Annotated in this window: 16 protein-coding genes; 15 read left to right on the top strand and 1 reads right to left on the bottom strand. The window is 42.1% G+C overall.

What is annotated here, in order from left to right; all coding sequences use genetic code 11:
* Positions 1–68: 68 nt before the first annotated feature.
* From yajC to O3605_RS03505, 5 genes are all read left to right on the top strand, one after another.
* Positions 69–395 (top strand): preprotein translocase subunit YajC, encoded by a 327-nt coding sequence (gene yajC / locus O3605_RS03525; RefSeq protein WP_003004444.1) that lies wholly within the window; start codon positions 69–71, stop codon positions 393–395.
* Between the two features lie 154 nt (positions 396–549).
* Entirely contained in the window at positions 550–1,299 is a 750-nt protein-coding gene (uppS, locus tag O3605_RS03520; RefSeq protein WP_049498060.1) for an undecaprenyl pyrophosphate synthase, read from the top strand.
* A gap of 9 nt (positions 1,300–1,308) precedes the next feature.
* Complete coding sequence (locus O3605_RS03515) at positions 1,309–2,112, top strand: phosphatidate cytidylyltransferase (protein WP_023919527.1); 804 nt, start codon at positions 1,309–1,311, stop codon at positions 2,110–2,112.
* Positions 2,113–2,148: 36 nt separating this feature from the next.
* Positions 2,149–3,408, top strand: a complete 1,260-nt coding sequence (rseP, locus tag O3605_RS03510) for an RIP metalloprotease RseP (RefSeq protein WP_049482393.1) — start codon at positions 2,149–2,151, stop codon at positions 3,406–3,408.
* Between the two features lie 15 nt (positions 3,409–3,423).
* Positions 3,424–5,274 (top strand): proline--tRNA ligase, encoded by a 1,851-nt coding sequence (locus O3605_RS03505; RefSeq protein WP_003009975.1) that lies wholly within the window; start codon positions 3,424–3,426, stop codon positions 5,272–5,274.
* Between the two features lie 53 nt (positions 5,275–5,327).
* Here O3605_RS03505 and O3605_RS03500 read toward each other — a convergent pair whose 3' ends face one another.
* A complete protein-coding gene (locus tag O3605_RS03500) occupies positions 5,328–5,888 on the bottom strand; it encodes a hypothetical protein (protein ID WP_049498059.1) in 561 nt (186 codons plus the stop codon).
* A gap of 486 nt (positions 5,889–6,374) precedes the next feature.
* Between O3605_RS03500 and O3605_RS03495 the strand changes: the two genes are divergently transcribed.
* The 10 genes from O3605_RS03495 (at position 6,375) to O3605_RS03450 (ending at position 20,650) form a co-directional block, all read left to right on the top strand.
* Positions 6,375–6,662: a WXG100 family type VII secretion target gene (locus tag O3605_RS03495; protein WP_049498058.1), complete on the top strand. Its 288-nt coding sequence runs from the start codon at positions 6,375–6,377 to the stop codon at positions 6,660–6,662.
* A gap of 131 nt (positions 6,663–6,793) precedes the next feature.
* Positions 6,794–9,817 (top strand): type VII secretion protein EsaA, encoded by a 3,024-nt coding sequence (gene esaA, locus O3605_RS03490; protein WP_049498057.1) that lies wholly within the window; start codon positions 6,794–6,796, stop codon positions 9,815–9,817.
* Entirely contained in the window at positions 9,814–10,269 is a 456-nt protein-coding gene (gene essA / locus O3605_RS03485; protein WP_049498056.1) for a type VII secretion protein EssA, read from the top strand. The genes esaA and essA overlap by 4 nt, the downstream gene beginning before the upstream one ends.
* A complete protein-coding gene (locus O3605_RS03480; RefSeq protein WP_003013697.1) occupies positions 10,270–10,512 on the top strand; it encodes an EsaB/YukD family protein in 243 nt (80 codons plus the stop codon).
* 1 nt (position 10,513) lies between these two features.
* On the top strand, positions 10,514–11,803 hold the full coding sequence (essB, locus tag O3605_RS03475) for a type VII secretion protein EssB (protein ID WP_049498055.1): 1,290 nt from the start codon (positions 10,514–10,516) through the stop codon (positions 11,801–11,803).
* A gap of 3 nt (positions 11,804–11,806) precedes the next feature.
* Positions 11,807–16,216 (top strand): type VII secretion protein EssC, encoded by a 4,410-nt coding sequence (gene essC, locus O3605_RS03470; protein ID WP_049498054.1) that lies wholly within the window; start codon positions 11,807–11,809, stop codon positions 16,214–16,216.
* Positions 16,217–16,279: 63 nt separating this feature from the next.
* Positions 16,280–16,960, top strand: coding sequence for a hypothetical protein (locus O3605_RS03465; RefSeq protein ID WP_049498053.1), 681 nt, complete (start codon positions 16,280–16,282; stop codon positions 16,958–16,960).
* Positions 16,957–19,539: an SA1320 family protein gene (locus tag O3605_RS03460; protein ID WP_049498052.1), complete on the top strand. Its 2,583-nt coding sequence runs from the start codon at positions 16,957–16,959 to the stop codon at positions 19,537–19,539. The genes O3605_RS03465 and O3605_RS03460 overlap by 4 nt, the downstream gene beginning before the upstream one ends.
* 196 nt (positions 19,540–19,735) lie before the next feature.
* The gene (locus O3605_RS03455) at positions 19,736–20,101 is read left to right on the top strand and encodes a hypothetical protein (RefSeq protein WP_239681864.1); all 366 of its coding nucleotides are present in this window, start codon (positions 19,736–19,738) and stop codon (positions 20,099–20,101) included.
* A 144-nt stretch (positions 20,102–20,245) separates the two neighbouring features.
* Positions 20,246–20,650: a DUF3592 domain-containing protein gene (locus O3605_RS03450; protein ID WP_241672514.1), complete on the top strand. Its 405-nt coding sequence runs from the start codon at positions 20,246–20,248 to the stop codon at positions 20,648–20,650.
* The last annotated feature ends 83 nt before the right edge of the window (positions 20,651–20,733 follow it).

Below are 20,733 nucleotides of genomic sequence, written 5' to 3'. Positions count from 1 at the left end.
GGGAAAACTTGAAAAGACGGGCGAAATTTGATATAGTATAGCATATATGAAAATTAAAGGAGAAACATATGCAAGGCGGAAGTTTGCTAATTATGCTCGTTCTTATGGTCGGTTTGATGTACTTCATGAGCCGTAGCCAAAAGAAACAGTACCAAAAACGGATGGAAAGTTTGAATAAACTTCAAAAAGGAAATGAAGTCATCACGATTGGTGGCTTGTACGGAACCATCGATGAAGTCGATACAGATCGCAAGACCGTTGTCTTGGATGTTGATGGTGTCTACCTGACCTTTGAATTGGGAGCGATCAAAACAGTTCTTCCTGTATCAGAAGGAATCTCAGCTACTGCTACAGAAGGTGCTAGTTCAGATGCCGATTCAGCCATCGAAGAATAATCATCAAAGAAGAGGCAAGGGCCTCTTTTTTGGTGGGCAAATAGGACGATGTGATGAAGGAAAGCCTTGCTGGTTCAAAAAAGAGGCCAGAGTCCCTATTTTATGGGGATTTATGGTATAATGAAGCGATAAATATTGAAATAGGTAGAAAAACATGTTTCGTTTTAAGAAAAAAGAAAAAATCGAGATACCTTTAGAAGTCCCGAAACACATTGGGATCATTATGGATGGCAATGGTCGCTGGGCGAAAAAGCGGATGCAACCGCGTGTCTTTGGTCATAAGGCGGGGATGGAAGCTCTCCAAGAAGTGACGATTGCAGCAAAAAATATGGGGGTTCAGGTCTTGACTGTCTATGCCTTTTCTACGGAAAACTGGACACGCCCTGAAGATGAAGTCAAGTTCATCATGCACTTGCCGGTCGAGTTTTATGATCGTTTCGTCCCCGAATTGCATCGCAACAATGTCAAGATTCAAATGATTGGTGACACTAAGAAATTACCAAAAGAAACGCTGGAGGCTTTGGAAAGAGCAGAAGCGATGACCCACCTCAATACGGGTTTGATCTTGAATTTTGCGCTTAACTATGGTGGACGTGCAGAGATCACCCAGGCTGTGAAGCAGATCGCCCAAGAGGTCTTGGATGCGAAGTTCAGTCCAGAAGATATCACAGAAGAGATGATCGCAGATTCTCTCTATACTGAGAGTTTGCCACGTGTCCTAAGGGATCCGGATTTGATTATCCGTACCAGCGGAGAGATCCGTTTGAGTAATTTCCTTCCTTGGCAGGCTGCTTATAGCGAGTTGTATTTCACAGATGTGATGTGGCCAGATTTTGGAGATGAAGCACTACGAAGTGCCATAGTAGAATATAGCCATCGCCATCGGAGATTTGGTGGTGTTTAGGAGAAGATGATGACGAAAGATTTACAAAAACGTGTGATTTTTGGAGGAATTGCCCTGCTCTTTTTCATTCCAACAGTAATGGTTGGAGGAGTGTTCTTCCAGATTGTGATTGGCTTGATCGCCATGCTAGGGGTTCATGAATTGCTCAAGATGAAGGGGCTTGAGACAGCGACCTTTGAAGGAGCGCTAGCCATGTTAGCGGCCTTCGTTTTGACCTTGCCGATCGAGGACTACCTCCCTTACCTTCCAGCAGATGGCAATATGATTGCTTATGGTTTGGTTGTCCTGATTCTCATGGGAACAACTGTTCTTGCTCAGAATTACAATTATGAAGACGTGGTCTATCCCATTGCCTCTAGCTTTTATGTTGGACTTGGTTTCCATTCCTTAGTAGATGCGCGAATTGCTGGTATTGATAAGGTCTTATTGGCCCTCTTTATTGTCTGGGCTACAGATTCAGGTGCTTATCTAGTAGGAAGTCGGTTTGGGAAACGCAAGCTCATGCCTGCGGTTTCTCCTAATAAAACGATTGAGGGCAGTCTTGGGGGAATCTTGTCTGCAGTTGCGGTAACTGTGATCTATATGATCGTGGATCGTTCTGTGGCGGGTGGACATGGTTTTCTTGCTATGATCTTCTTTACCATCCTCTTTAGCATTGCAGGTCAGTTTGGCGACCTCGTAGAGAGTGCGATCAAACGCCACTTTGGTGTCAAGGATTCTGGGAAATTTATCCCAGGACATGGTGGTGTTCTAGACCGCTTTGATAGTTTGATTTTTGTCTTTCCCTTGATGCATTTCTTGGGCTTGTTCTAAGACAGAAGAAATAGAAAGGAAACCACGTATAGAACGATGCAATTTATTGCCTTTATTGTTATTTTTGGAGTGATCGTTCTCGTTCACGAGTTTGGTCATTTCTATTTTGCAAAAAAATCGGGCATCCTGGTGCGAGAATTCTCGATCGGGATGGGTCCCAAGATCTTTGCCCATATTGGTCAAGATGGAACAGCTTATACCATTCGCATTCTACCTTTAGGTGGCTATGTTCGTATGGCTGGCTGGGGTGAGGACACAACTGAGATTAAAACCGGAACGCCTGTCAGCTTGACGCTAAATGAGGCTGGTAAGGTCGTCCGGATCAATCTTTCAGGAAAGAATCTGGATCAGACAGCCCTTCCCATGAATGTCACCCAGTTTGACTTTGAAGATAAACTGGAAATTACGGGCTTGGTTCTCGATGAGACCAAGACCTATAGTGTTGATCATGATGCGACCATCGTTGAGGAAGATGGGACAGAAGTGCGGATTGCGCCGAGAGATGTTCAGTATCAGAATGCCAGCATTTGGGGACGATTGATTACCAACTTTGCGGGTCCTATGAACAACTTTATTCTCAGTATTGTCGTCTACTCACTTCTAGCTTTTATGCGTGGTGGTGCGATTGACTACTACAGCAACAATGTTCAGGTGGCACCTGATGGGGCGCTGGCTAAGGTCGGTGTCAAAAGCAATGTTCAGATCCTTCAAGTCAACAACGATACCGTTAGCAACTGGGATGAACTGACAGATGCTGTCGAGAAAGCAACCAAGGACAGCAAGACGGCTCCTGAATTGACCCTGAAAGTCAAAACAGACGGCCAAGAAAAAGAAGTCAAAGTGAAGCCAACCAAGTCAGGGAATCGTTACTATCTGGGTGTGACAAATGGCCTTAAGACAGGATTTGTGGATAAACTCTTGTCTGGTTTTACAGATACCTGGAATACAGCGACACGAATTTTGGGAGCTTTGAAAGATATCATTTTCCACTTTAGTCTCAATAAACTGGGTGGTCCGGTTGCCATCTACAATGCCAGCTCACAAGCTGCTCAATTAGGGATTCCAGCAGTCTTGTCTCTTATGGCTATGCTCTCTATTAATATTGGGATCTTCAATCTAATCCCGATTCCGGCTTTGGATGGCGGGAAAATCTTGATCAATTTGATCGAGGTCGTCCGGAGAAAGCCATTGAAACAAGAAGTAGAAACCTATATGACGCTTGCAGGTGTAGCTGTAATGGTTATTTTGATGATTGCTGTCACCTGGAATGATATTATGAAATTATTTTTGAAATAGAAAAGGATATTGTCCATGAAACAAAGTAAAATGTTGATTCCAACGCTTCGCGAAATGCCAAGCGATGCCCAAGTCATTAGCCATGCTTTGATGTTGCGTGCAGGTTATGTTCGCCAAGTATCAGCTGGTGTTTATTCTTATCTGCCATTAGCCAATCGAGTGATTGAAAAAGCAAAAGGCATCATGCGCCAAGAATTCGAAAAAATTGGAGCAGTAGAAATGCTAGCTCCAGCCCTTTTGAGTGCAGATCTCTGGCGTGAATCTGGTCGTTACGAAACTTACGGGGAAGACCTTTATAAGTTGAAAAACCGTGAAGGCTCTGACTTTATCTTGGGTCCAACTCACGAAGAAACCTTTACCGCTATTGTGCGCGACTCAGTAAAATCTTACAAACAATTGCCGTTGAATCTCTACCAAATTCAACCAAAATACCGCGATGAAAAACGCCCACGGAACGGTCTTCTTCGGACCCGTGAGTTCATCATGAAAGATGGTTACAGCTTCCATGCGAACTACGATAGCTTGGATGTCACTTATGATGAGTACAAAGCAGCTTATGAGCGGATCTTCACCCGCAGTGGCATCGACTACAAAGCCATCATCGGTGATGGTGGTGCCATGGGCGGAAAAGATAGCCAAGAGTTTATGGCTGTTACACCTGCTCGTACAGACTTGGATCGTTGGGTTGTTTTAGACAAATCAGTGGCTTCCTTTGATGAGATCCCAGCAGAAGTCCAAGAAGAAATCAAAGCAGAATTGCTCAAATGGATGGTCTCTGGGGAAGATACCATTGCCTATTCAAGTGAATCAACCTATGCTGCCAACTTGGAAATGGCTACTAACGAATACAAGCCAAGTAACCGTGTTGTGGCGGAAGAAGAAGTGAAGCGCGTGGAAACACCAGGTGTCAAATCGATTGATGAAGTAGCTGCATTCTTGAATGTTCCAGAAGAAGCTACTATCAAGACTTTGGTTTACATCGCAGATGGTGAGCCTGTTGTTGCCCTTCTCGTAGGTAATGATCAGCTCAATGAAGTGAAGTTGAAAAACCACCTCGGCGCAGACTTCTTTGAACCTGCAACCGAAGTGGAAGTAAAAGAATTATTGGGAGCTGATTTTGGCTCTCTCGGTCCAGTTGATCTTCCTGAAAATGTTAAGATTATCGCAGACCGCAAGGTCCAAGACAGCCGTAATGCAGTAGTCGGTGCCAATGAAACAGGCTACCACTTGACTGGTGTCAACCCAGGACGTGACTTTACTGCAGAATACGTCGATATCCGTGAAGTTCGTGAAGGCGAGATCTCACCAGATGGGAAAGGAGTCTTGAACTTTGCGCGTGGAATCGAAATCGGTCACATTTTCAAACTCGGCACACGCTACTCCGCTAGCATGGGAGCAGATGTTTTGGACGAAAACGGTCGTGCGGTTCCAATCATCATGGGCTGCTATGGGATCGGTGTCAGTCGTCTTCTTTCAGCCGTTATGGAGCAACATGCACGCCTCTTTGTCAATAAGACTCCAAAAGGGGAATACCGTTATGCTTGGGGAATTAACTTCCCTAAAGAATTGGCGCCATTTGATGTGCATTTGATTCCAGTCAATGTCAAGGATGAAGCGAGTCTTGCTTTGACCGATCGGATCGAAGAAGCCTTGGTGAATAAAGGCTACGAAGTCTTGGTGGATGACCGAAATGAACGCGCTGGTGTCAAATTCAGCGATAGTGATTTGATTGGACTTCCAATCCGCGTAACAGTTGGTAAGAAAGCAGCTGAAGGCATCGTTGAAGTGAAAATCAAAGCGACAGGAGATACCATCGAAGTTCATGCGGACAATCTCCTTGAAACCCTTTCAATCTTGAACAAATAAGAAAAAGCTTTCTGAGATCTCACCATTGTGGTGACGATACTCAGGAAGCTTTTTTATTTTTCTTCTTTTAGTCCTTGATCTTCGATGTAAGTAAAGAAATCTTGTGGTTTACCATTGAGATATTTCTTGAACTCGGCTGTTTCTTCCTCCCCTTGATCTCCGTAGATGGAAGCAAACTCATCTTTCTTGATTTTTGAGAAGTCAGCATGTAAGACCTTAGCATAGGATTGTTTATCTTTCGAAATTTGAATGCGGAAGCTAAGTCCAGGCTTGCCATTTAAGCTTTTATAGATATCGCTCTGTTCTAATTCTTCTTGGTAGATTTCCTTTAATTCGGAAAGATCCAAGTCTTGCAAATCAGAGGAAATGGGTTCAAAACTAAGAAAAGTAAAAGAGACAATTTCTTCTTTTTTGTAGCCGACTTGAATTTTGTTTTGATGGTGATCGTTAAGTTCTGTGGAGAAAATTTTGGTTCGAACGTTCTCTTCTTTTTCTTTTTTCACTTGGGAAGTTCTTTGGCTAGATGTTGTTGAAGTTTTACCTTTTTCTGCTTGGCCTTGGCTACATGCGGTGAGAGCTAGGAGGCAGACAGAGGTCAATAATATTTTTTTCATAAAAACTCCTTGTAGGTTTTAGTAGTGTTCGATCTTGCATAAAACAAGTTCTATACAGTCTTCATTATACCATAAACCAACCTCAAAGTCATTTATATGAAAAAATATACAATAATAGCGTAAATTATTGTTTAAGACATTTAATATCAACAATATTTATAAAAGTGTCAAGTTAATGTTAAGATACGGAGTGTCTAATTTTGTTCATGAAAATAATACTATGTAAAGACTACTGGGGCAAAGGTTTTAGGAAAAACATTACAATTTCATGACAAAACATTTCGAAACTGTGACAAAGTTACAAAGTTTTATCAGTTAGCCCTTTAAACTTGACTTTCTTGCAATATTTCATTAAGATATTTTTAAGTAAATGATACAAATAGGGAGTAAAAGGTAAAATATACAATTATCTGGAATTTTACTAATTCGTACTAAATGTGTTGTTTATGAAAAATATAAGGGTATCAGCCCAAAAAGGAGAAACATATGACTCAAATTAAATTAACTCCAGAAGAACTACGTCAATCAGCACAACGCTATGCACAAGGTTCTCAAGAAATCGATCAAATCCTTAACACTTTGACACATGAACAACAAGTCATCGACGCAAACTGGGATGGATCTGCATTTGATAGCTTTGAAGCACAATTCAACGAATTGTCTCCAAAAATCAAACAATTCGCTCAATTGTTGGAAGATATCAACGGTCAATTGATCAAAGTTGCTGATATCGTTGAACAAACTGACCAAGATATCGCTGCACAAATCCACTAAGATAGTCTTGGAGGTGATCTTACTTCTTGTAGGTAGATCACCCTTTTGTCTTTTGATATATAGAAAATAGGGGTTAGATTCTTAATTCCTAACCCCTATTTTGTATCTATGAATTAGAAAAAGGAAAAGGTATGGAAGTTAAAAATAAAAAATGGTTAAAATACATCGGTCAGAGTGCGGTTGTGCTCCTTTTGATGGGATCTGTCGTGGGTCTTTATACCACTGTTCAAAAGGACCAAAAGCAAAACGAAGCAAAGACCGTGCAAACGACAGAAAACACCAAGCTCAACATTGCGGTTGTCAATGAAGACAAGGCGGTCAAACTGAATGATAAAGAATATAACCTTGGGGCTAGCTATGTAAAGAATATCGAACGGGATAATTCGCAAAACTGGTCTGTACTCCCTCGTGGAGCTGCTGAGTCAGGGCTTGCAGATGGCAAGTACCAGTTGATGATCGTCATTCCAAGTGACTTCTCAGAGAAGGTCTTGGAAGTGAATGCGGTTAATGCAGAGAAGACCACCGTTACTTATAAGGTCAATGCTGCTGGAAATTCTCAAGTTGAAAATGAGGCAACTAAAGTTGCCAAGGATATTGTTTCAGACTTGAATAGCCAACTGGTCGATATGTATATGGTCAGCATTTTAAGCAATCTTTATACAGCTCAAAAGAACGTAGAGACAAGCAATAAAATCCAATCGACCAACATTGGTTCTTACCGGAGTAACTTGTTGGAATCGGCTTTAGATTCCAAGAATATCTTCCCAGGTCTCTATAGCTTGTCTACCTCATCCGTTGAGTCCAACAATGCTCTGAAGACAGCCCTTGAATCCTATACACAGGCCTTTGATCAATTGAGCCAATCTCAAGATCAGTACGGTCAAAATTTTGATTTGTTGATTAAGCAACGTTCTGCGGATAAGATCAGCCATGAAGAATTCATGAACCAATTGATGGCTATGAATCAGTCTGTTGTCAGTGAAAAAACTCAGGACTTGTACAAGAGGTTGCAACAAAATCAAGAAGCGATTACCAAACAATTGAGTCAGCCGGCGGAGGGTGAAGGAGATCCTTCAGCTACCAAGACTTATGCAAGTTTGACTAAGGATGTGAATGATCGTGTGGCAGACCTCGAAAAAGGGATCAAGGCAGAACGCGACAAATTAGATGATCACGAAAAGAACATCGAGTCTTCTGTAAAAGCGAAGATCCTTGACTACTATGGTCTAAAAGAAGGAGACAAAGTCACTCTTCGTACCTTGCTTGGAAAGACGACTATCAAGACCTTAAGTGAGGCACGTGATAAGGCAGATGCGGACATTCGTAACGCAATTGAAAAACTTCCGTCTTTAGATCCTGCTAGTCTGAATTTGAATAAGTATGGAAATCTCAACGCAGCGATTAATTTTGATAGTGCTTTTGCTGGAACAAAGGCGCATCCAAAAGGGAACGCCGGTGACTTGAAACGATTGGCTACTGAAGTGGATGCCAAATCAACGGCAGTTGCGGATGTCCTTAATGCTAAATCTGGAAAACAGAAGGTTAGCATCCAAGTGCCAGCAGGAGTCAAGGTTGATACTTGGACCTATGATGGACATACTTATGCAGGTAGCGGCGATCAGGAAGTCGAACTGAAAGATGGCAAACAAATTCAAATTCACCTTGTTGAAGATGGAGGAGCCATGCCAAGCGCGATTGATGTTGAAGTCCTTGTCAATGGGGTTTCTTCAACCAGTGTGACGGTATCAGCAGAAGATTTGAAAACAGCTGTCGCTAACTATGCATCGAAAGCTAGTGAAATCGCCTTGGATTATCAACGCGCAGGAGCATTGATCGATGCCTACTATCCAGAAGATGACAACCATGTTCGTCATTCACTCTATGATCCAATCGAAGATATGGATTTGACAAACGCTTTGGTCGACATCGTGAAGGCTGCTGTTTCAAGTAACATGAAGGACTACCGTAAGAGTATTGAAACGGATGAATCTGGGGATGCAACGAAGAGTGTGAAAGCCCAGTTAGATGGTACACTCCAACAGTTGCAAGAGTTGGGACCACAATTGCAGGCCAATCTTCAAGCAATCGAAAACACCAACAAAGATCTGACCCAAAATATCAACGATCAATTGGCGCAGTATGCAGACCTTCAAAAACGCTTAGAAGCTATCTCAGCTGCACAAGAAACAGTGACACAGGCTCAAACCAAGACCGATGCAGATTTGTCAGCTCTTGGTTCTGAATACACGTCATTATTGAGCTCGACAGAAGGCGTCAAGAGCTCGTCTCGTAGCAATGTAGAAGCTGCTAACTCTACCAATGAAATCTTTAGCCAATTGAACAAAGAATTGGAAAAAGCCCAAGGCAATACAGAGAAATTGTCTAGTAATGCGGAAAGTTTGATGGGTGAATTCGACAAGGAATTGTCTGAAAACGGGAACTTCGTCGAAGCCTTCCGTAAAGTCTTCAACAATGCCTATGAAAACGGAGTACCGAATGAAGTCTTGCTCGACTTCTTGTCAAATCCAGTTGCAGAGAAATCTTCTTCTGTGAAAGCGACCATCAATGTCTACCGTCCATTTATCTGGATCTTTATGTTGGAAGTCTTGAGCCTCTTTACAGCTTATCTCTTTGCGACGCAACCAATTATTCGCAAGGTGAAAGACCGTTTCAAATTGAATCGTTTGCAAGAATCGGATCTCTTAACTGTCGGTGTCCTTGTAGGACTTTCCCTTATCCTTGGACTTGTGATCGGAATGATTTCAAGTATCCAACTCTCTGTTGGTCGTGAATATGTTCCTTCGTGGGTGTTACTAGCAGTATTGGCGGGGTTTGTATTGGTACAACTGCAATACCTTCTCTTGAAACACTTCCGTGTGATTGGAATGGGACTGGCCTTCTTCATGTTGATCAGCTATGTCTACCTATCAAGCGCGATCGGAACGACTGCGACCTTGTCGGGCCTTCCAGCATTTGTGAAAAATATTAACCTCCTCTCTATTCTAGAAGGACAGTTTGCGGGTTACTTTGATGGACAAACAGCTGGATTTACCGTCTTCTTTGGATTGTTGGTTTTCTTCGGCCTTTTGACTGTTGCCAACATCTTCCTTCCAAAGAAGTTTACTCAAACAAAGGAAATTGAATCAAGCTTATGAAAAAAATGATGTATCTTCTCTTTGTCTTTAGTCTCTTGCCAGTAGCTGTTGTTTCTGCAGATGATTTTATTGATAATCGTCTGCAGGTCAACAACTCACGTCTTGAGACAGAAGAGGAAAAGACACTTGGTGGCCAATTGGATGCCACTGAGTCTCTTTTCAATGAGAAGGATCAGAAAAAATTAGCAGATGAAAAACGCAAGCAAGAGAAACAATTGACCGATTCAGACGGCCAGTTGTTTTCTGCTATAAAGGGAAAGAAAAAAACAGAGCCTGAAGCGGACCTGTTCCAGCCTGAAAATCAAAAATTATCTAAATTCGAGTCCAATGTGGGGGACAATTCGGCCAGCTTGGCGGATTTTATTCCAGCCTTGCAAATGCTGGCTTGGAGTGCCCTTCTCTTTGGGATTGCTGGCTATATTTCCTATCGAATCTATAGAAAAGAGGCCTAAATGGACCAACATATCAATGTCACCTTCCGTATGAATGGTGCAAGCCATGACCTCCGAATCCCAACGCGGATGGAGGTGCGACGCTTGATTCGGGAATTGGATCAGATCTTTGGATCTGCCATGGAGCCTAGAAGCAAGTATCAGTTGCGCGTGGTAAATAAAGGCATCTTGCTGGATGAAGGCAAGGTGGTACAAGAGTATCCGATCACGAGTGGTGATCTGATCGAAATTGAGGAGTGGTAAGGTGAAAGAAGAACAATTTACACTGGAAGAACAAGTCTTCCGTTTTGAAAAAGAAGAAACGAGCTGGCGGCTGGACCTCAAGCGTTCAGAAGTGGATAGCCAGGATTTACGCAATTTATGGATTTTGGATCTCCATCATCCCTTGTTTTTAGAGCAAAGCATGACAGCGGATCAAGACCAGATTCATCTGACCTATCAGACTGATGCGCTAGGCTTGAGTGCTGAAGAAATCAAGAAATTACCGGTTTCAGACCGTCTGCGTCTAGCTATCAATGTCTTGGATTTGGCGCCAGCCTTGGAGCTTCCGGTGACCTTTGTGGTGCATCCCATCAATTTGTTTGTGACCAAGGATGCGCAAGTCAAGATCGCTTACCGTGGAGTTCCGGGGATGATGGTGCCACGCAGGTGGGATCAAGTGGAATTCTTGCGTCAGGCCAAGTGCTATGCGGTCACTCTTTTTGGGGACTGGGATTTCATGGAGCTCTATCAAGGGACACTTGAATTAGAAGATCTACCTGATTTCTTGGTGGAAATTCGTGATGCTGCGAGCTTAGAAGAGATGAAAGTTCTCTTAGAGAAAGCCTACAAAGAACGCAAGGAAGAGGAAGAAAAGACCTTGACCTTGGTTTCAAGCCGTCAACACCGAATCTTTAAGTTGGCAACAGTGTGGCTTTCAGCTGTAGTGGCCCTCTTACTCTTGCCTTTGATTTATTTGGTCTTTTTCCAAGCACCCTTTAAAGAAAAGTTGCTTCAAGCGGATACAGCCTATCTCAAGGTAGACTACACCGGTGTGATCGATGAGTTGGAGGGAGTGGCTCCAAGCAGTCTTCCAACGACACAGAAATATGAGTTGGCAACGTCTTATTTACAAGGCTTGAATTTCTCAGAGGAGCAAAAGAAGGTCATCCTTAACAACGTCACACTCAAGTCAGATAGCCTCTATCTCCACTACTGGATCTATATCGGCCGTCATGACTTTACCCAAGCGCTGGATACAGCCAAGCGGATCGACGATTCAGACTTGATCATCTATGCCCTTCGTAAAGAAATCAAGGCGACACGTGATAGCGAAAAACTCTCTGGTGAACAGCGCGAGAAGAAACTCTCTGAGTTAGAAGGCGAATACAAGAAATACTGGGATGCCCGCTCTAAACTCTTGGAAGCAGAGACAGATGAAACCAAAGTTTCCACTAGCAGCTCAACAACGGCTTCGTCTACAGAAGGCTCCTCAACAGAAAGCTTGTCTTCTACAACTGCAAGCTCGACTGAGTCTAGTGACCATAAGGAGTAGTCTATGAAAAAACGTATCATACTCTATAAAAAAGGTTTTCGCTATGAGCTAGCGCTAGAAGAGGGAAAAACAGCGACCGTATCGAATCAAGAAACAGCTCAGTTGACCCTGGCTTCGCAAGAAAATCCCCTTCATTTCCAATGGAGTCAAGGGGAAATCTCCTACCAGTATGGTGAAGACAAGGGCGTGCTTGAAAATAGCAAGATCCTTGGGGATGTGGTCTGCTACTTGGCGACAGGTGAAGTCCATACCTATGAACTGCTAGACAAGGAAGAAATCCTCGTAGCAGATGAAAAGGGTGCGGATGTGCGCTTGCACTATCCAGTACGCTTTCTCCTTGTGAAAAAAGAGCAGACTTGGACTTGTCAGCTCTTATCTGGAAAACTCTACCATAACCATAAACTCGTCAGTGAAGCGACTTTTCCACTGGCCTTTGGGGATGAGCTGGCCATTGGAGATGTGACCTTTAAGCTCTATCCAGAAGAATTTGGCGTGGAAGGGGCTGTAGAAGTAAGTCCTTATCTAGTGCCGCGTTTGCATTCACGCTATGACTTCTACAAGGACTATCCAGAGTACCACCGTTCTCCGCGGATCATCTACCGGAGTTCGGAAGACAAGATCTTGATCAATCCTCCGGGAGCGGAGCCTCAAAAGCCATCAGATGAACTCTTGAAGTTGATCATGCCACCCCTCATCATGGTTGGGGTGACTCTCTTGATCACCATTTTCCAACCGCGGGGTCTCTATATCATCGCGACAGTATCCATGTCTGTGGTTAGTGTGATCTTTTCGGTTCAAGGATTCTTCAAGAATCGTAAGAAATACAAAGAAGACAAGAAAGAGCGTGTGGAGCTCTACCATCTCTATCTCAAGGATAAGGCCAAGGACTTGGAACAGCTATCTCGGAAACAACGAGAAGGCATGTTTTACCATTTCCCAGCGATTGAAGACTTGACAAAGATGGTCAAACGCTATGATTCGCGGATCTACGAAAAAACACCCCTTCATTTTGATTTTTTGGCCTATCGCTTGGGCTTGGGCAAGGTTCCAACCAGCTATGAGCTCAAATATGGTCAGGAAGAGCGTAGTGGGAAGAAAGATGCCTTGGAAGAAGAAGGCTACGCTCTTTTCCAAGCTCACCAAAAGATCGACAATCTTCCGATTGTAGCTAGCCTTAATCGGGGACCTGTAGGGTATGTCGGTCCTCGTCCTATCGTGTTAGAGCAGTTGCAACTCCTCGTTGCCCAATTGGCTGTCTTTCACTCTTATCATGATCTGACCATTATTCCGATCATTCCAGAAGAAGAAAAAGAAAGCTGGGATTGGATGCGCTGGTTGCCTCATGCAACTCTGCAAGACATGAATGTCCGTAGCTTCGTCTACAATCAGCGGACACGCGATCAGGTCTTGAACAGTCTCAACCAGATCCTCAAGCTCCGCAAGGCGCAAAAAGAGGAAGAAAAAGCCAATGATACCAAGATCTTCCATCCTCACTATGTGGTCCTCATCACCGATGAGACTTTGATTTTGGACCATGTCATCATGGAGTTCTTCCGTGAGGATCCGACAGAGCTCGGCTGCTCCATCATCTATGTGGCAGACGTGCTCTCATCACTTTCTGAAAATATCCAAACCGTTATCTCTATCAAGGACCGTAACCAAGGGCAATTGCTCTTGCAAGAAGGGGTTCTTCGGGAGCTTGACTTTCAATTGGATCACTTCCCTGAAGGCTATGACAAGGAAGCCATCTCGCGCGGCCTAGCCCCACTGAAACATATCCAACAGCTCAAGAGCTCGATTCCAGACTCGGTGACCTTCCTTGAAATGTACCAAGCGGAAACTTTCAATGACCTCAAGGTCTTGAGTCGTTGGGAGAGCCATGCCCCTTACCAAAGTTTGGCCGTGCCGATCGGTCTGCGCGGGAAGGACGATTTGGTCTACCTCAATCTCCATGAAAAAGCCCATGGACCACACGGCTTGATCGCAGGGACAACCGGTTCCGGTAAGTCTGAAACCATTCAGTCTTATATCCTGAGCCTTGCTGTCAACTTCCATCCACATGATGTGGCTTTCCTCCTCATCGACTACAAGGGTGGGGGAATGGCCAACCTCTTCAAGGATCTGCCTCACTTGCTTGGGACCATCACCAACTTGGATGGTGCCCAGTCTATGCGGGCCCTAGCCTCTATCAATGCGGAGATCCATCGTCGGGAGCGGCTCTTTGGTCAATATGGGGTTAACCATATCAACCAATATCAAAAGAAATTTAAACTGGGTGAAGCGACAGAACCGCTACCTCACCTCTTCTTAATCAGTGATGAGTTCGCCGAACTCAAGGTCAACCAACCTGACTTCATCAAGGAATTGGTCTCTATCGCGCGTGTCGGGCGTTCCCTCGGGGTACACTTGATCCTTGCGACGCAAAAACCTTCTGGGGTCGTGGATGACCAGATCTGGTCCAACTCCCGCTTCAAGCTAGCCCTCAAGGTGGCAGACCGTGGTGACTCTATGGAGATGCTGCGGACGGCAGATGCGGCTGAGATCACCCAAACCGGTCGTGCCTACCTCCAAGTCGGAAATAACGAAGTCTATGAACTCTTCCAAACCGCTTGGTCAGGAGCAGACTATCAGCCTGAGAAAGATCAGCTAGGGATCGAAGACCATACCATCTATTTGATTAATGAACTGGGCCAATACGAAGTCCTCAACCAAGACCTATCCGGTCTGGATATGGCAGAAGAAATCAAGGAAGTGCCAACAGAGCTGGATGTCATCGTGCAGGAAATCAACCACTTGCACCAACAAGAAGGGATCGCAGCTGTGGCCCAACCGTGGTTGCCACCGCTCAAAGAGCGGATCACGCTGGATGAGTTGGACAAGGTCGTGCCGATCGAGGCTTGGCAAAAACGGACAGCTCCAAGCGTCCTAATCGGGGTCGCCGATATCCCGCAAGCGCAAAAGCAAGAAGCTGTCGCTATCGACCTATCAAAAGATGGCAATATCCTCCTTTACGGAAGTCCAAGTACAGGAAAGACCACTTTCCTACAGACTGCCGCAATGGATCTAGCTCGTAAGCAGAGTCCAGAAAACCTGACCATGTACCTGCTGGATTTCGGGACCAACGGTTTAGCACCCTTGACTCAATTGCCGCATGTGGCCGATAGCCTCTTGCTGGATCAGACGGAGAAAATCCAGAAATTCATCCGAATCATCAATCGCGAGTTGGATCGCCGTAAGAAGCTCCTCTCGGAGCATGGTGTCGGCACCATCGCCCTCTACCGTGAAGTGACCGGTAAGCAAGAGCCAACCATGGTCATCCTCATGGATAGTTATGAGTCTATGAAGGACGAGCCTTATGAGACAGACCTCTTCAAGCTCTTCATGCGGATCTCCCGTGAAGGTCTCAGCATCGGTGTGCACTTGATCATCACAGCTAGCCGTCAGAACAACCTACGGGCTCAACTCTATTCAAACTTCAAGCACCAGCTGACCTTGCCACAAAATGATTTCTCTGAAGTCCGCGGTATCGTGGGAGCAACCCCACTGGCGTCTACTATGGAAGACATCAAGGGACGCGCTCTCATGAAGCGTGACGAAGTCGATGTCGTCCAGTTCGCCCTACCAGTCGCAGGGGACAATGATATCCAAATCATCAACAACCTCCGAGACCAAGTCCAAAGTCTTAAAGAGATGTGGACAGGCCGCACACCAGCAGGCATCCCAATGGTGCCAGATGAGTTGACAGAAGCAACCTTCTATGGACGTGAGGATGTAGCAGCCTTGCTGGATGAAGGAAAAGTGCCACTCGGATTGGATCTGGAAACAGTTGAGCCTGTGACATGGGATCTCAAGAAAGGCAACCTTCTCTATCTGACAGACAAAGAAGAGCAGATGACACAATTCGTTAAACAAATTGCTCGCAGCAAGCAAAAGGTAATTGTGTTGGCGCCACAATTTTCTAAACTAAACTTAGAAAGATTTGATAAGAAAGTTATCTGTGAGAATGTAATACAAGATATAGAAAATAGGTTGGAACTACTTGAAAATGAGATAAATAAACGTATCCAAGAAGGATTGACGGAACAAGTAGCTACTATTGTTCTTTATAATGTAACGGAGATCATTGGAAATCTAACACCTATTGCACAGAAGAGACTAGAGTTTATCTTTAAACAAGGTCTATTTGTTGGCTATGCATCAATTGTAATAACGAACCAAAGTATTTCTCGTAATATCGAGGCACCGTTGCGCTTAGCAAAAGGTTTCAAACAAGCCTTGGTAAGCATGAGACTCAATGATCAAACCGTTGTACCTGTTGCAAAGAAACCTCTACGAGAGTCTATATTAGAAAAACAAGTCCATTATTTTATTTGTGAGAGTACATACATTAAGATCAAGGGATTGATGCGCTAAACGCATGATTAAAGACGCAATCACGAGTCAATAGTGAACATTGTAATCGCGGAGTAAAGAAAGATGAAAAAAATAAAAATAATTTTATGGCTACTGATAGGAGGAGTTATACTTATGACAGCATCGTTATTAAATGGATGTAGTTTGGGTGGTGAAACTATTCCCAAAAACAGAACAAAGGAACAGTACGAATTTGAAAAAACGTTTGAACCTATGTTTGAATTTTTGGAAAAAGACAAGAAAGAGTTTAATGGGTTAAAGCTTTACAAAAATAGTATTTATATAGAGAGTGGAAACGTAGTAAAGGATTATAAAGTATTCTTAGATACTAGCCAATCTGACATTAAGGGTGAGTATACAATAAAAATTGGGGATAATGAAGAAACAGTTCCTGTTACTTACTCTAATGGGAGATTACAGTACGAATCGAAGTTAGAACCTTTGTTTGACGAAGAAATTCTTAATTTGGTAGTACAAAGAGATTATTTCGCTTCCTTGAATATAAAAGAAACCTTTAAGAGTGCTGAAACTGAATTGAGCGATATTATCTACCAGCCTGAAAATCATTCTGACCTCTATAAATATCTTAAAAATAAGTACGATATGCCAGAAGATACGACCTGTCGAATAATATTAGATTACTCTAGTGGAACAATCTATGGAATTTCAATACTAATGGAATCTAAGGATGAGGCTGTTCAAATAGATTTAACTATATTTAAACAACGGGAGGATAATCAATGAATGAAATTGAAAAAAGTAATCGTCGAGTTGAAATGTCAGCCGTCTTATCTGATGCTGTATATAAATACGAGATAGCCTATACTGCTGGTCGTAAAAATCCAACAGAGATGGCTGTAGGGGTTTTGGATGATGCTGGCGTGGATAGTAGTAGTTATGAAATCGTAGACTGCATGTACGATAAAGATTCGGGAGTTGCCGCAATTGCTGTATATGATAAGTTTACAGAAGAAACCTATATCTCTTACGCAGGAACTAACTATAAAGCTGACGGTCATAAAGATATTATTGTAGATGCTGCAATTGGTATCAATGATTCGTTATATCTTAAAAAAAAGAACAAACCTGCACTTGATTTTTATGATAGAGTAGAAGCAAAAGGAAACTATATCACAACAACAACGGGACATTCCTATGGAGAATTTCATAGCGGACGAGTAGCATTGGAGAGACAAGTACCCTATAATTTCGGGTATCAGGGGGCTCCTCAGTCAGTAAATGGGAAAACAGCTCAGCAGATGATTAAGGACGGAGATTCTAAATTATTTAATGAAATTCTAGTAAATAAAGATTTTGATCATTTCAAAACCATGGTTGAAGTGAAAACTAATCAAACAGGGCTGAGTATGCCAAGTGATAAAGTGCTTAAGCAATACTGGACCTACTTTTCATCTTTAAAGAATATTTCTCCTGAAATGTTAAAATCCTCGGAAAAAGAAGCTAAGCGGATAGAAGAATTAAGGAAAAATTACAAGGGACAATCAATTACTTTTTCCTCAACTCGTGATGTATTGACTAATTTAGTATGGAATCAAAATAAATTAGAAATTCAATTTGAAGGACAGGCACTAGATGGAGCATTTTTGCAATGGTTGTTAGATGCTAATACTCCAGGAATACTAGATTTTACTGGAATAAGCATGGAAACAAAATATCCAGGGAGAGTTGTTGCAATTGATTTACCAATTTATCATAATATGACAGCATATAGAAAAAATGAAGAAGCTATGCAATATACAAAGCAAATAGTTCTAGAACAATTATTTACTGTTGATATAGAAGGAGATGGTATTCTTGATTTTGCGGTCACTCCTGAAAATACAACTACCAGAGATTTATTACCAAAAAGTGGAGATTCACTACAAGTTAAAATAGATACTACATCTATGACAATTTTGATTACTAATTTAAAAGTATGTTTAAAACAGGCACAAAATTTAGCATCAGTTACTCAACAAACTCTTCAAGCAAATGAAAATGTTCTGAATAATTTGTCGAGTCGCACAAATAATCTTAAGGAGGTGGTCTTCCAACATTTACAATCGATAAGTTTAATTGAAGCTATCCAAAAGATAGACAAGGCTTATAGTCACTATAATAGTATTACAGGAACTTTTGATACACTTAGTAACTATGATTCATACGAGTTTTCAAGAAAATTTGATTGGAGAGGTTCCAGTATATTTTATGATTATTTAGATAGTGCTGGAAATGTATTTAATCATGGAGCAATTACTTCTAAGCTGAATGGCATGAACTCAAATGCTTTAAATATAGAGGCAGATATCAATATGCATAAAATAGCTTCTGAAGGGAAATACGGGAATATATGGCCTCAAGCAAACATGTATACGAAATTTGGAACCAAAGGTGCAGAACTTGTGAATTCATTTGAGGATATGATTGAAAAAAGTACAAATGGATTGGCAAATCGCTCTCATTTTGGTGATGGAATTCCACAAGCTGTTGATGAAATTTTAAAAGTGTTAGCACAAAATATTCAAACAATTATCTCTTGCATTTCATATACTATTTCAGTAGCTGAGCTTATTAAATCAGCTTTAGAAGAAACTGATAGAGGATTGGCCAGAAATATTGACACTTTAAATTTCAGTTCGATTCCAGATGTAAATATTAGTGTTTCACAGGATTATAATGCTTACTTAGAGGAGAGTGGTATATTCGATGATCGTGATGTAATTAGTGCTTTTGACGATCAAATAGATGTTAAATCTGAGGCTTTAGCCAATCAAATGTCTCCAGCATTTAGTGATTATCTTGATAGTGTAAAAGCTGCTGTTGAACATACAAACAAGGTGATGACCACTGCTAAATATGATCTCCAAACAATTGTTAATGAATTTCCAACTAAAATATACTACAAGTTAAAATCTGATGATAAAAATAAGAAAAAACTTTATAGTACTGTAGAGCCACTTATTTCGGTATCAGGTGTAATTCGAACTGCTATTTCAGATATTGATTCTGTAGATTTAGATTTGACCACAGCATCGACAACAATTAATACGGTATTAACTATGTTAGGAGGTTTTAAAACGGTATTTAGAAATGGGATGGAGGATGCTTTTTATGGAGCTGCTCATTTGCAAGGTATTGTTCGTGCTCAAAAAGCAGTTGCGACGGTTATTAAATCGTTACAAATTCGATTTGTTAACTTGAAAGGAGATTTGGAAAGTTTATCTTCAGGTGCCGCATCAGATGCGCTAGGATACAAACTTGGAGATATGACGAATCTGATGGGGAATGTATCTCATGTTATTGATGATTGTTTTGGAAATTGATAATGATTAATATTTTTTAGAGAGAGCCCCTTTGAACTGTACCTCAAAAGTTAGACAGAAAAATCTAACTTTTGAGGTGTTTTTATTATGACATTGATATTGAGAAAAAAGTTCAGAACCTTGAACATAGAAAACAAGAGGCCTTTAATTCTTACAGTACTTTTAACCACTACTGAAAGGAAAAACATCGGATTTGATGGAACTGGGGAAGAAGTTAGTTAAGGAGCATCCGGAAGTTGGCGATCAAGAGGATGTCACTGTATATTATACAGGGAACACTTATACTGTAGAGCAACAAGAATATGCAGTATTTATGTTGGTCAATAAAACGACAACGAATATTGATCGTGATGCAACTTTTAAAATTAGCTGGAGTTATGATGGGCAATCTGTTTACCAAGATCAAGTAGTCCAGTATAGTCTATCGAACAACCCTAAGTTACCAACGCAATCAGCGACCCTCTTGTTGCTTCCTTTGACGAGCGAACAAAGCTCGATCGTAGAGAAGATATCAGATGAAACGAAGATGAGTCTGAGTATCACAGACATTTTGATGAAGTAGGTGATGGGGATGCCTGATATCAGAATACTTCTAGTCATTGCTGTGGCTGTTATTGGATTTCCTTTGTTTGTCGTACTCTTTTTTGGACATTTCTATAGAAGAGAAGTTAGGATTAAAACCCTCTCGTCAAAGAGCGTTGAGGGAGTGGTAGTTGGCTATAAGCGGGCACAAATTGTAGCGGCTTCAATTGTAGAATATAGAGTGGATGGTCAGACCTATCGAAATAGCCTGAAATATTATCGGGTGGTGCGAGTGACCCTTCCTTGGAAAACGAATCAAGCGGCTAGCGACATCGATTTGATGGCGCAAAGGATAACCATTTACACCAATTCTACAGTCTCAAAGGGCAATCTTTTTCAAGATGCTTTTCCACTGGGATCGAGCATGACGGTCTGGTATAATCCAGCCTGTCTAAAAGAATCATACGTTGAACGCTATGGTGGATTAGACGGGCTTTTTAAACGGCAGATGTGGATTGGAATCTGGATGTTAATTTTATTTCCTATTTTGGCAGTTGTGGCCATTGTCATGGGGATGAAGTATAAATGATGGATCAGCTCTAACTGAATAAAAGATGAAGAGAAATCACCGTCCTATAGGTGATTTTTTCGTCTTCACTTCTCCCTCGAATT

Source organism: Streptococcus sp. 27098_8_99 (assembly GCF_041431935.1).
Classification (GTDB): domain Bacteria; phylum Bacillota; class Bacilli; order Lactobacillales; family Streptococcaceae; genus Streptococcus; species Streptococcus parasanguinis_D.
Note: the sequence above shows the minus strand (reverse complement) of the source record. Positions and strands in the feature narration are given on the sequence as shown.